The organism is Armatimonadota bacterium, from assembly GCA_013314775.1.
GTDB lineage: Bacteria > Armatimonadota > Zipacnadia > Zipacnadales > JABUFB01 > JABUFB01.
Genome location: JABUFB010000020.1, coordinates 1 through 12,631 on the forward strand (window position 1 = coordinate 1; position 12,631 = coordinate 12,631).

Sequence of the window (12,631 nt, forward strand, 5' to 3'; positions counted from 1 at the left end):
CAGAATGGCCTTCAGAGCGCCTGTAAACGGCTCACGTTGAGAGAAAAGGGCCCGGGCCTTCAAAAAAGACGGCCAGAGCGACGCGTAACACCCCGCCAATGGGGTTGTTCAGCGATTAGATGATCGCGATGACGACCAGCAACTCGATGAGGGTGAAGCCTCTGGTTCTCATACGTACCACACCCCTCTCGGCAAGCATTTCGCGGCGAATTTTCGACAAGCGTGGCAGATTGAGTATCCACCAATACGGCCCCCGGGTCAAGCATTGAATATCTGCCGCGGTGCAGCCACGGAACACAGGTGGGCTCGGCCGAGCCGCAGCCGCATCTCTTTCCTCGGGCGGAGCGGGCAACGAGAAGAGAGGCCGCCGTTATCTCGAAGCTCGCGATAGTGGCCAAAGGCCCCGGGACATTGGCGCCCGGAAACCGCCCGGGAGCCCCGGAAGAGCAGCCGAGTCCACTGGTTCCGTTCCGCTTCGCTCCGCTGCATCCGTGGCTACCGGCTGCCGCCCGCTTCGCGGGCCGTGAGGCAAGAGTCCCACCAGCGAGATGCCAACACGCCCGGCCAGCTGAGCCCACACCAGACAGGAAGAGCGCCTGACTTCGGCAGGTCCAGACACGCCCGGAACAGGAAGGGATGACGCGCGGCTGCCTGACAACGAAACCTGATGAGCTCGGTACGTCCAGACGGATTCGGGACAGTGACAGATGACGACCAGATCACTGCAAGACTGCAATGCCACCTGTCGGCCGCATCACCCCCAAAGCTTCCGATCAAGGCTTCGGTACTGTACGGCTTCGGCGATGTGGGGCACCTTTATGTCGTCCGCCCCATCGAGGTCGGCAATGGTTCGGGCTAGCTTGATTATCCGGTCGTGGGCACGGGCCGACAGGCTGAACTGGTCAATCGCGGCCCGCAAGAGGGCCTGGCAGTCGGAAGACAAGGGGCAGAAATCACGCAGCGCCTTGGATGGCATGTCACCATTATGCCTGAAGCGGGTGCCCTGGAAACGTTCCCGCTGTCTAGTCCGTGCGGCCATGACACGCTGCTGGATCTGTGCGGAAGGCTCTCCCGGGCGGCGGTCCATGAGCTCATCCGGGGTCAGACGCGGGACCTCCATGTGAATGTCGATGCGGTCCAGCAGGGGGCCACTGATACGCTTCTGGTAGCGCTGGATGGCGCCCAGGCTGCAGTTGCAGGGCTTGATCGGGTCACCGTAGAACCCGCAGGGGCAGGGGTTCATGGCGGCGATGAGTTGGAAGTTTGCCGGGAATGTCAGGGCCATCTGCGCCCTCGAGATTGTGACCTGCCGGTCCTCCAGTGGCTGGCGCAAGACTTCCAGGGCGGCGCTGGAGAACTCAGGCAATTCATCCAGGAACAGCACGCCGTTGTGCGCGAGGCTGATCTCGCCCGGCTGTGGGATTGACCCGCCGCCCGCAAGGCCGGGCGTGCTCACCGTGTGGTGCGGCGAACGGAAGGGCCTTTGGCGGATGAGGGCGTTCTTCTTGGGGACCTGACCTACTATGGAGTACAGCTTCGTGACCTCGAGGGCTTCTTCCAGCGTCATATGCGGCAGGATGCCGGGCACTCGTCGGGCCAGCATGGTCTTGCCGGAACCCGGAGGGCCGATCATGAGCACATTGTGGCCGCCCGCAGCGGCGACTTCCAGCGCGCGCTTCACGTGCTCCTGACCTCTCACATCCGCGAAGTCGATGGCGTACGGCTCGGCCTCGAGGTCGATGTCCTCCTCGCTGACTTGCACTGGGTCTGCCATGAAACCTTTCTCCAGCAGACAGACGCAGTCATACAGCGTCTCGGCCGTATAGACCTCGAAATCATCCACGACAGCCGCTTCCTTGCCGTTATCCGGCGGAACAACGACGCAGGCCTTGCCCCAGGATTTCGCGCCAAGGGAAACAGGAAGGGCCCCACTGATCGGCCGCAAGATGCCGTCCAGCGACAGTTCGCCTACCAGCACGGTGCGGTCGAGGTCGTCATCCATGCTCACCTGCCCACTGGCGACGAGAATGCCAAGGGCGATGGGCAGGTCGAATGCCGGACCCGCTTTCTTCACATCTGCGGGCGCCAGGTTGACCACGATCTGCTCCATGGGAAACTCGAAACCCGAGTTCTTGATTGCGGCCTGGACCCTCTCCCTGCTCTCGCGCACTGCGGGGTCAGGAAGCCCCACAATGTCAAACTTCTTCAGACCCCGCGAGATGTCGACTTCGACCTCAACTGCGTAGGCGTCTATTCCGAGTATTGCGGCGGAGTGAACACGTGCGAGCATGTAACGCGGCCCCCCGGAAGTGAGATTTCCACATTCTTTTCCTCCAATCAGCGAACACAACCTCCCCGGGCCATGAAGAAACGCGGAGACGGTGCAAGGCATCGAGTCGGGACAAGACCCGGGAAATCATCCGAACCAGACCTGATACGAGCGAAACGCCTCGCCGCCAAAGGCGCCGATGAGACTCCACACCCCACCGGCGACCACGAACTGCCCCAGCACGATGCCCAGGGCCGCCGGAATCAGCCTTCGGTAAAGGCCCACTCCACCCAGACGCAATGCCAGGCCTTTGACGATGGACGCCATGAGCAGGGCAGCCCATGTCCGGTATCCACGCACAGTACCCAGGACGAATCCCAGCGGGTGAATCGGGAACCTGAGGAAGCGGTGGCGCAGGAAGGTAAGCCCGAAGGTGGCGATCAGCCCCCACAATGCCGCAATGCTTTCCCCCACATTCGGGGCTTCATGTTTCTTCGCGTACCCTTCCAGCATCTTGAAGGCGTAGCTCGCGGAGCTAACTCGCATGCCGCCGCTGTGCGCGCCGCCCTCGAGGAAGTTGGCCCCGTACTGGTAGTACGTGTGCAGCTGAATAACCAGCGAGATCACCGTGCCCATGAGGACCGCGAGAGTGAGCGCGGCACGAATGTCGAGCTTGCCCAGGCCGGCGCGCCGCGACAACTCAATGCCTTCGAACTGGTACGCCCCGAGACCGGACAGATACCCTCGCGGCAGAAACCAGGCCAGCGACATGATGGTGAGGTTGCGGAAGGTGCCGTCCACCACGAAGGCCTTGGACCCAAACAGCGCAATGAGCAGGCGGTACTGCTCGGTGACCGGAAATGCCCACTGCAGTGGGGCCCCAGCCTCGCAGCGCAGGCGCGAGTAGCTCAGGGCGAAGATGTAGATCAGGCCGAAGAATCCTAGCGCCGTGAGAGGCGACATTCCGGCAGCCCACCACCAGGCCATGCTGCCGAATGCGGTCAGGAAGAACCCAGCGATGAGCCAGGGGCGCTCGCGCCAGATACCTGCGAGATGCTCCCTTGCTGCGAAGACGATAATGCCGGCCATGGCGATGAAGCACCCCGCCGACTGGGGCTCGAGGTGCGGGAAGCGCGGGATATCGTAACCCATGGCGGCGGCGCCGACCTGCTCGCACAGCAGCAGCCCATAGGCGAAAAGTGCGGAATTGACAATCTCCAGGGGCATGAGATACCCGAAGCCCACGACCTCGGGGCGCCACCAGGCGAGGAGAGGCTGCAAGGCGTTGAGGGGGCGATCATGGAACAGCGCGCCGACGTCATAGGACACGCCGAGAGCGGGGACGCCGGGGTTGAATGCATGCAGGATATTGAGCCCGTTGTGGATCAGCGCAAGAGAGAACCCGATCCACATGACCGGGTCTCGCCAGAGCGGGGGCGTCTTGCCGCCGGCGCTCGAATCAGTGATCATCAGCGGGATCTCATTGATTGCGAAAGCCAGACGCTCGCGGTTCGCCCACTGGTCCACGAATAGCTCTGCCATGAAGTGCAGAGTGCCGAACAAGAGCAAGATGAAGACCAGCCAGGTGAACATGGGACGCAGCCAGAGCGCCCAAGGAACGCCGCCCTCGGTGGCTTCGAAGAACTGGCGGATGACTTCGTCATCAGTGGGGGCGACCCAGGCAGGGAGGAACCGGCGGAACTCGTCCCATCCGTTCTCGGGGGTCGCGAAGTACTGCAGTGCCACGAAATTCGGGGCCATCTGGCGAAGTGCGCCACCGGCAGAGAGAGCAATTCCCAGAGCCAGGTACACGTAGATGAAGAGGATTTCGCCCCGCGAAAGAGCCAGTGAGGGCCAGCGACGCCGGGCGATTCCCGCCAGGGCAATGAGCAGCACCACACCCGTCAGCGCGGGCACGGGCGGCACGCTCATGCTGACCTGGCAGGTGACCGTGAGAAGCTCGGCCTGACGCACCCAGAGGTTCCCGGCGACCAGAAGTGCGGTCCCCACGATGAACGCCCGCAGGGTAAGGCACTTTGCCCGTGGCGGGTGTGTTATTGAAGATGAGGACTGCGCGCAAGAGCCATCCATGGACAAGCCGCGAACCTCGCGCCTGCGTGCTCACGATCCGCCTGCCGGCGGGGAGGGATTATATCATGCGAGCAATGGCAGTGGCCGCTGCTTTTGCGGTCGCCGCGATGTCCGGAATCCGCGCCGAAGCGAACGCCGTGTCGCTCCAGAGGACCGTGGTCATCGACGGGCACGAACTGGTGCTGGATACTTCGCCGGTAAAGATCAGCTTAGAAGCAGCGCCGGTGTTCGAAAACGAGCCCAGACAGGCGGACCTTGCCCGGAAGCTCTTTCGCAGCCATTCCGAGGCCTGGCATGCGGCGCAGAAAGCCGGCGTCACCGTCCTGCCCTCGGTCTCGCTTGTTCAGGCCAAGTGCAAGAAGCTGGACGACGGCATCTACGCGGCCGTGGAACTTGCGGCGGAAGACGGCATCGGCAAGATCCGCCCCGGCAAGCACGAACTGCTGGTCCAGCTGCTTACCGCGGTGAACAACTCGGACGTGAGTTCCTCCTTCGGTGAAGAGGCGGCACGCCTCGCGGTCTCCCGCATCTATGGCGCCTTCAAGAACGCCGGCTTTCCCCTGGAATTCACCAGTGCACGACTGGTCGGCCGCCTGCCGGACGAGTCACGCAAGCCGGTGGGATTCTACACCTGGAACCTGCAACTTGAGCGCATCTTCAAGCGCGACACCGCACTGCAGTCCGGGTTCAACCTGACTGACCCCGAAGAGCTTGCGGCGGCGTGCCTGATCGTCAAGGCCCTGTGGGACAACCCGAGCCTGCGCGGGTCACTGGAAGCGACCTGGAACCTGTACGCGAGGCTGACCAACCCGCTCGTGAGCATCTCCCCCGAGGAAATCCGCCACCTGGCCGAGTCTGTGGGAGGGCTTGCGGCTGCGACGGATGACCCGAAATCGGCGCGCCGGCTGGCCGACAAATTCCGAGACGCTCCTGCGCCGCCCTTCGCACTTCTGCCCCGCTCCTTCTCGCGGGAAGGATCGCAGATCCAGACTGGTGGCATGGACGCGTTCATCTCATCCGTGCGCGATGGATCGGTCTCGCTGAAGCCCGACGCCGACTCCGGCTGGTACCAGCACCAGATGTTCTCACTGGAGCCGCTCCTCATGCCCGACAAGTTCCCTGAAGGCGCGAAGCTGGAACTCAGTGAAGAGTACCGGAAGCTGATGGAGGCGCAGTTCCGGTCCATCGCCAGCCAGATACGTGAGACCCACGCCAAACAGATTCCGCCCGAGGCAGCCGCGCCGCCGGTGGAGTTGCCGACGCATCTCTCCGTGGAGCCTTTCCCCACTGTCTACCAGCGGCTTGCGCAGTCCTACGAGTTCCTGTCGAAACAGCTGGTTGAGCGCATTGGCATTGAGGCGCTGTCCCTGCACGCGCGGGATGAAGGCGGCGTGGAGCGCCCCGACAGTATTGGAGATGAGGTGAGAAGACTCCGGGGTCTTCTCAGCGGGTTGGAGCTTCTCGCGCGGCGGGACATCGGCGTCGCGATGGACGGAGCAACGAAGGGTCCGGACGTCCGGGCAGAAGGCTGGAAGGAATTCGCAGAGCGCTGGCTCGCCCGCTGGCATGAGGACCCCGACATGGCCCGCGACGTGCGCATGATGGTGCCGGTGGGGCTGGACCCGCCGCGACACTGGGCGGTGCTCGGGGTGCGGCTGGCACGGATCAAGGCGAGATACCTGGAGCCGCCGAAGGTCGTGAAAGGCGACGCATACGTGAACTTTGGCGAGACGGAATACTGGCTGCCCATCGAGGAGATGGTGGAAGTCACGGGCATGCGGGAGCCACTGAACCACGAAGAGTTCCGGGCCCTGTGTGACCGCGCCGGAAGCGCGGAGGAGATCGTGCGAAGCCTGCAGCAAGCGGGCGGCCAGGCCCAACTGCCGCCAGCCGAGCAGGGGAAACAACCGGCGATACCGATGGTTTCCGGCCCCGCGTGGGTACTGCTGAGCGTGCTGATACTGGCCCTGATCGGGCTGGTGGTCTGGCGGTTGATCCAAGGGGCATTGGGGAGGTAGCGGACGGCCGGCAGTGGAGACCCTCGCCCCGCACCGCTGAGGTCGGTTGCCTGCCCCCACCAAGGGCGCACGGCCGCCCGTAGTTGCTCACTCCAGGAACGGGGAGGTTTGCAAAGGGCGAGGACGTTCCGTCGGGCGGGATGTCTGGCCGAAGGCGTGCAGCCCCGGGCTGCGACCCGGGGCGTGTATGCCGCACTGCACAGGTCCTTCCAATGCGCCCCCTCTGCTTTACTCCTGTTTCGCCCCAACCATGCGGATCAATGTGGACAACGGGAAATCCCGGCCCCGGAAGTCGTAGTTGAACTCCAGGAACAAGGCCGCGTACCCTTCCTCAGGGGTCTTCAGCAGATGCCCGAATGAGCCCTGCTTCGGCTCCACCTCGACGCTCTCCCACTTTGCTTTCCGGAAGTCGCTGGTGGGCGAGGTCGCGGTCCAGGCCAGGACATTCTTCGGCTCCACGTCGCTTCGACCGCAGATCGTAACACCCGCATCGTCCTCGTCCACTGTCCAGCTCAACTGGGGTAGCTTTGCATCCCCCGCGATGGTGGCGACGAAGCCTGCCAGCCCGTTGAGCACGCGCACCCGGTCGTCCAGACCGTGGCCGGAGTTCGGCACGTAAAGGATCCGCCGGGGCTCGGGAAGCTCAGTGAAGTAGTTGTCCGCAGCGCCCAGTGGCCAGTATGGGTCATTAGTACCGGCAATGATGAGCTTCGGCATGGTGGCGCGGTCGCGGTACGTGTAGGGGTCCACCATGGTGCTGAGCGCGCGGCCTTCCTCGCCAGCAAGCATATCGGGCAGCCCGCGCTTCGTGTAGTCGTCGATCTGCTCGCTGTACGCTCCCCACTGCCGCAGGTGGTGGGCCATCTGCGCGGGCAGATTGAGATTGTCGTAGACCATAGGCGCGATACCCTTCACTCGCCTATCGACTTCGCCGGTGAACCATGTGGTCCAGCCGCGCTTCGAGCCGCCGGTGACCACAAAACCATCCACCTTCCTGCCCCAGTCACGCTCGGAAAGACCCTGGATCGCGTCCATTGCGCGCACCGCCGCCTTGGTCATTGGGAACAGAAGCGGCCAGGATGGATCGCCTGTCTCGAGGTACTTCGTGAAGGTGTAGGAGATCGCGGCATCCTCCCGCAGTCCGTCGAACAGGGGCTGGTTGGGGATGTCCCCGAGTACTGCAATGGGCATGCCGATCATGTTCGCGATGAGGGTCGCCAGGGCGAACTCGGCACCCACAGGATTCCCGCCGGTGATCACGAGTACGCAGAGCTCGGGGTGCTTCACCTGCGCCGGGCGAGCGATAGCGATGCGGTGCTTCCACTCGCCGCCCTGCCACCGTTGCGACACCATGTTGAGGGTGGTCACTGACCCGCCGTCTGCGGCTGAGGTGGACCCTGCAACTTCCCAGGTGAAGCTGTCGTCGGGCGCGGCGACATAGTCAAAGATCGGCTGGCCGAGGGCGGAGACGGCGAGCAACGACGCAGCGAGGACGGCGAACAGGGCAAGCATACGCATGGATCGGGGCTCCTATCTGATTGGTGGGCGCGGCTGGTGCTATTGCAAGGGCGAGTTCTCGCCAACGACCCGCTCCCGGGTTTCGGCCACTGCGCCACGGAGCAGTTCCAGCTCGTTCTCAACCTCATCTGACGCTTCCTGCTCCACTCGGGCATCCATCTGCAGCCTCAACTGGGATAGTTTGAGGCGCAGGTTGTCGAGGGTTGCCTCGGCCCCGGACAGGCGCAGGAGGTAATCGGATTCCCGCTCGGCGTTCGCCTGCAGGTACTTGAGAGTCTCCTGCTTGTGTCTGATCTCCCGGGCGATCTGCTCCCGCGCGACTTCAGTATTCGCTTCCTGGAGATCATGTTCCAGTCGGTCGATATCGTCTTGTACGTCGGCTTCACTATGAACCAGGCGGGCTTCGCGGAAGGCAATGACGTGCCGCGCGAGCTCGTCCGCGTCACGGCCGAGCTGGCGCAGCTGACCGCGCAGGTGCGCCAGCGACGTTTCGGAGGTTCCAACCTCCTCCAGCGCCAGCTTCATCTTCCGCTGGATGCGCCGACGCATGGCGTGAACGTCTTCATACGGACGCCGTGCCGCGTGTCGGGAGGCCTGCACGCACGCTGTGATCACGAAGGAAAGCAGCAACAGCGGGACCGCGACGGAAGGAATGATGACCCCCAGCGGCACCGCGGGAGGGACGTACAGCAGCTCGGCCTCAAGATCCCCCGAGAGGGATTCGCGCACTTCGGAAGGGGTGCGAATGAACTCGTCCACGAGACGGTCGACGTCCACCCGAATTGTGATGGACTTGCCCGAGTGATCCTTGCCCGACACCGGTCCGAAGGTATATGTGTGCCTTGCGCTATCCTCGGCGATGGTCTCGACCGGCGGGTCCAGCACAACGAGGTCGTGGGGCTGGACGAAATCGCCGGTGGCATCCTGGCGGTATCGGGCATCGTACCTGCGACCATCGATCTCACACTCGAATGTCCCGGACAGGCGCACCTGGTACTCGCCTTTGCCCTGCATGGCAGGAAGGGAGACGACGGTGCCATCCAGGGGAATATCTGCTGCCCCCGCAGGGTGGGCACTGCGCGCGGCAAGCGCCGGGAGTGCGGACAATACCAGCAGCATGGCGGCAACGGGTGCGGCGGACATCATAGCAGTATGCCTCGCTGTTGGCGGCAAGGTCGCAGGCCCTCTCGGCATCGGAGGTTCTTCCCTGTGGACCGAATGTTCACTCACAGGTAGAAACCTGTCCGTGCCCAAGATGTTCCCACATCCACGAAGCAGGCCCCCGGTCACTCGGTCCATGTGTCGTACATCACAATTTGCTCCAACGGAATACGGGATTTCGGCCGCGGCGCATCCGCCGGATAACCCAGGGGCATCAGTTCCACCACCCGGATCTCACCCCCGCGCGGGATCCCGCAGACATCCTTCACCGCGGCCTCATCGAAGGCGCCGATCCAGCAGGTCCCCAGTCCCTCGGAGACCGCTTGGAGGGCAATGTGCTCCAGGGCGATGGCCACATCAATCGGGTAGCACAACTGGCCACAGCGCATCGTGTGACTGTCCGTCTTGGCGCAGGCAACGATGACCACAGGCGCCTGGCCTACGAACTTCTGGCCGCTTGCTGCCTGCACGAGCTGCGCCCTGAGCGCCGGGTCCTTGACCAGGATGAAGCGCCATTCCTGCCGGTTGCTGGCCGAGGGTGCAAGACGCGCTGCTTCCATCACCCGCTCAAGCTTCTCCGGCTCGATCTCCCTGTCCTGATAGGCACGCACGCTGTATCGTGCACTGATCGCCTCAAAGACATCCATGGGCTTCTCCTCCTCCAAAGGATTTGGTGTATAATTCGCCCGAAGCCCCCCGGCTCCTTTATGTTGAGCCGGAACCCGTGCAGTGCCTGCCGCCTCGGCAACAAGCGGCGGCGTGAATCTGAGGCCCGAGCGTGTGGAATCCATTTGCACCACGCCATACGGTGACGGACGTCAGCCTCGACCATGTGCCCGTGATGCAGCAGACGGAAGACGCTTTCACCACGCTGGCCCATGCGGTGGCAGCCCTGCTTCGGCTGTACGGCCGGCCGCGCTCCGTGGATGAAGCTGCGCTGCACACGGGTGACTGTTTCGCCATCGACCTGTCCACGGAATCGCCCGGTCTGGGCCTTACCGCTTCCTGCGAGTTACTGACCGAGGGCCTCCAGGACCTCGGACTACTGGCGCGTCTTGCATGCCACAGCGCAGACCCGGACCAGTACACGAGGCTGTTCACTGTGGTGCGCGCCGGACTACGTAACTACCGGCCCACCCTGGCTTGCGGAGGCTGGCCCAATCCCAGCACTACGGGCAGACGAGGCTACTTCTGGGGGATCGTCCACGGGTTCGATCTCAACACAGCGGACTTTGTGGGCTCCACGGTCCGCGACCCATTCCTGGACAAGCTGCTCGCAACGGACCTCGTCTGGCCCGTGCAGCCGGAAACAATCCGCGGCGCCTATCTTATCGAGGGCTGGCAGGAGCCGCCGCTAAAGCCCGGCAAGCTGATCCGGCGTGCATTAGCGCGAGGAGTGAGCCTTCTTGCCGGCGAGGGTGGGATCGGCGGCCTCGCCGCGTATGCGCGCCTCCTGCGAGTACTGGCGAAGGAGGAGTTGGCCCCCGATAGCCCCCTGGCGTCTCGTTACCCATTCCCAATGATGGTAGCGGTGCGGACGCAGTTCGAGCAGATCGCCCGAAACCTGGACAACGCAAGCGCAGTTGTGCCCCGACGTCTGCGAGCGACCATGTCCACATGCCGTTCGCTGGCGCACGATGCGGCCAATCTCCTGCTGAATTCGGAACCGCCGCGCGTGTATGGGCGCAGGGCCCGAGGAGCGATCCGGGCAGGCAAGTGGCCGTGGGCGGAGGATGCGTGGCAGAAGCGTGTGGAGGAACTTGCCGACCCGAGTAGTGATGCGCGTGAAGCTGAAATAGAGCGCATCGAGACACTCAGGGACCTGCACGGACGGCTTACTGAGGCGCTTGACCTTCTCGTGTCATAGACACGGAAAACGTCCCGGGCGGAGGCCCGAATAGACCTCCGCCCTCGGAAGTCTCATTTCCCCGACAGGGCGCTACTTCGACTTCGCTTCTTCCATCATTGTGATGAGTTCCTCGGGCGTCTTGAACCCCGTATCCTCGAGGACTACGCTCCCGTCGGCCTTCGCGAACACCACGTGGGGGATGAACTGAGTCCCGTACTTCTCGGGCACTTCCTGGTTCTCGTCCGAATTCACCTTGATGCACACGAAGTCCCGGGACGCGGCCACAATCTTGGGATCGGGCCAGGTCTTCTCATCCATTTGACGGCAGGGCGGGCAGTAGTCACTATAGATGTCAATCAGGACCAGCTTGCCGGACTTATCGGCCTCGTCGAGAGCCGCTTGATAGTCACTCAGCCATTTCACTCCATCATCCGCGGAGTCGGTCTCAGCGGAGGCCTCGTCGGTTCCGCCGGCATCCGTCTCGGCCTCCTGCGCTTCCGGAACGGCTGCCTGTGCTTCGGGAGCAGTGGGTGGTGTGGGATCCGGGCTGCTCTCCGGAGCCTGTACAGGAGCTTTGCAGCCTGCAGCGATGACAACAACCAGGATGGTCACTGCATACCGCCAGACGGTTGCGAACCTCACGGAGGACCATCTCCCTCGCGCGGAAGCGCAGCCCGCGCTCAAAAGGTAACTACAGAGACATAGCATGAATGCAATAACGCGGTCCGCGCGGAGAAATATCCCGCCCCTCAGTCCCATTCCAGCAAGACCCCGAGGCACTCGCCGGGGCTCTCATAGAGCAAGTCGAAGGCGTCTTTGGCCCGCGCGGCGGGGAACCGGTGTGTGATCATTGTCTCTCCGGCGATCACACCGCGCGAAAGCAGTTCCAGAGACTTGTCCGAGCACGTCGGCCGATGGGTACCGGCGCTGTTGGCGCCGATAACCCTGTGCCCCATGAGCAACGAGGCATCCAGCGGCAGGGGCTGATCCTGATACAGGCCGATGACCACAATCTGCCCGCCGTAGGCTACCATCTTCTGAAGTTGCGGGAACACTCGCGCCGCCCATTGCCCGCCGACGGCCTCATAGACAACCCGCGCGCCCTTGCCGTCGGTAGCGTCCCGCACGGCGCTCACGGCATCTGTCATGGAGGCATCGATCACCAAGTCCACGCCAAGGTCTCGAGCGATGCGGCAACGCAGGGGGAGTGCATCCACGCCAATGATCTGGGCCGGCTTCCATTCCCGAACGATCTGCGCCATCACCATGCCGATGATCCCCTGCCCGACGATCACCACTGTGTCCCCTTCGCGAATATCGCCGGCAATCGACCAGGACCAGCCGCTGGTGCCAAAAGGCCAGAATGTGCCGAGTTCCAGGGAGACATTGTCCGGCAGGCGAACAATCGACGGGTTATGTTGTTTGTCATGTTCAGGCGCGAGCACATACTCTGCATGGGGGCGCAGAGCAGCCACTCGGTCCCCTACGCGGAACCCGGTTACATCAGCTCCCACCGCCTCAACGTAACCGGCGGCCGCGTAGCCCATCACGCCAGGATCCACGGCTTTCTCGGACAAGTACCTGCCGCCAAGTTCCGAGCCGCGACTGATGAGACTGCAACTGACCTTGACTAGCACATCGCCCGGGCCAACCTCCGGAATAGGGGCAGGCTCCAGAAAAACGTTGCCGACTCCTTCGCCCTTGGCAAGCCTGAGCATAGCGGGG

Annotated in this window: 10 protein-coding genes; 2 read left to right on the forward strand and 8 right to left on the reverse strand. The window is 63.4% G+C overall.

The features are described from left to right. Positions 1-115 precede the first annotated feature (115 nt). From HPY44_20880 to HPY44_20890, 3 genes are all read right to left on the reverse strand, one after another. Complete coding sequence (locus tag HPY44_20880) at positions 116-220, reverse strand: prepilin-type N-terminal cleavage/methylation domain-containing protein (protein ID NSW58472.1); 105 nt, start codon at positions 218-220, stop codon at positions 116-118. Positions 221-754: 534 nt separating this feature from the next. After that, the gene (locus HPY44_20885; GenBank protein ID NSW58473.1) at positions 755-2,290 is read right to left on the reverse strand and encodes a YifB family Mg chelatase-like AAA ATPase; all 1,536 of its coding nucleotides are present in this window, start codon (positions 2,288-2,290) and stop codon (positions 755-757) included. A gap of 126 nt (positions 2,291-2,416) precedes the next feature. Further along, positions 2,417-4,279 (reverse strand): hypothetical protein, encoded by a 1,863-nt coding sequence (locus tag HPY44_20890; GenBank protein NSW58474.1) that lies wholly within the window; start codon positions 4,277-4,279, stop codon positions 2,417-2,419. Positions 4,280-4,425: 146 nt separating this feature from the next. On the opposite strand from HPY44_20890, the gene HPY44_20895 reads away from it, so the two are divergent. Further along, positions 4,426-6,378 (forward strand): hypothetical protein, encoded by a 1,953-nt coding sequence (locus tag HPY44_20895; protein ID NSW58475.1) that lies wholly within the window; start codon positions 4,426-4,428, stop codon positions 6,376-6,378. Positions 6,379-6,606: 228 nt separating this feature from the next. Here the strand turns inward: HPY44_20895 and HPY44_20900 are convergent, their stop codons facing one another. From HPY44_20900 to HPY44_20910, 3 genes are all read right to left on the reverse strand, one after another. Then, the gene (locus HPY44_20900; GenBank protein ID NSW58476.1) at positions 6,607-7,896 is read right to left on the reverse strand and encodes a hypothetical protein; all 1,290 of its coding nucleotides are present in this window, start codon (positions 7,894-7,896) and stop codon (positions 6,607-6,609) included. Positions 7,897-7,935: 39 nt separating this feature from the next. Further along, the gene (locus HPY44_20905; GenBank protein ID NSW58477.1) at positions 7,936-9,042 is read right to left on the reverse strand and encodes a hypothetical protein; all 1,107 of its coding nucleotides are present in this window, start codon (positions 9,040-9,042) and stop codon (positions 7,936-7,938) included. A gap of 140 nt (positions 9,043-9,182) precedes the next feature. Continuing rightward, positions 9,183-9,704 (reverse strand): nitroreductase family protein, encoded by a 522-nt coding sequence (locus HPY44_20910; GenBank protein NSW58478.1) that lies wholly within the window; start codon positions 9,702-9,704, stop codon positions 9,183-9,185. Between the two features lie 131 nt (positions 9,705-9,835). Here HPY44_20910 and HPY44_20915 point away from each other — a divergent pair, with 131 nt between their 5' ends. Then, positions 9,836-10,924, forward strand: coding sequence for a hypothetical protein (locus HPY44_20915; protein NSW58479.1), 1,089 nt, complete (start codon positions 9,836-9,838; stop codon positions 10,922-10,924). Positions 10,925-10,996: 72 nt separating this feature from the next. Here the strand turns inward: HPY44_20915 and HPY44_20920 are convergent, their stop codons facing one another. Further along, entirely contained in the window at positions 10,997-11,548 is a 552-nt protein-coding gene (locus HPY44_20920) for a thioredoxin family protein (protein NSW58480.1), read from the reverse strand. Between the two features lie 107 nt (positions 11,549-11,655). Then, a complete protein-coding gene (locus HPY44_20925) occupies positions 11,656-12,624 on the reverse strand; it encodes a zinc-binding dehydrogenase (GenBank protein ID NSW58481.1) in 969 nt (322 codons plus the stop codon). Positions 12,625-12,631 lie beyond the last annotated feature (7 nt).

Bases quoted from the DNA above. Each gene is read 5' to 3' on its own strand.
- HPY44_20925 (NSW58481.1), bottom strand. From the start codon at position 12,624: ATGCTCAGGCTTGCCAAGGGCGAAGGAGTCGGCAACGTTTTTCTGGAG.
- HPY44_20900 (NSW58476.1), bottom strand. From the start codon at position 7,896: ATGCGTATGCTTGCCCTGTTCGCCGTCCTCGCTGCGTCGTTGCTCGCC.
- HPY44_20895 (NSW58475.1), top strand. From the start codon at position 4,426: ATGCGAGCAATGGCAGTGGCCGCTGCTTTTGCGGTCGCCGCGATGTCC.
- HPY44_20885 (NSW58473.1), bottom strand. From the start codon at position 2,290: ATGCTCGCACGTGTTCACTCCGCCGCAATACTCGGAATAGACGCCTAC.
- HPY44_20910 (NSW58478.1), bottom strand. From the start codon at position 9,704: ATGGATGTCTTTGAGGCGATCAGTGCACGATACAGCGTGCGTGCCTAT.
- HPY44_20905 (NSW58477.1), bottom strand. From the start codon at position 9,042: ATGATGTCCGCCGCACCCGTTGCCGCCATGCTGCTGGTATTGTCCGCA.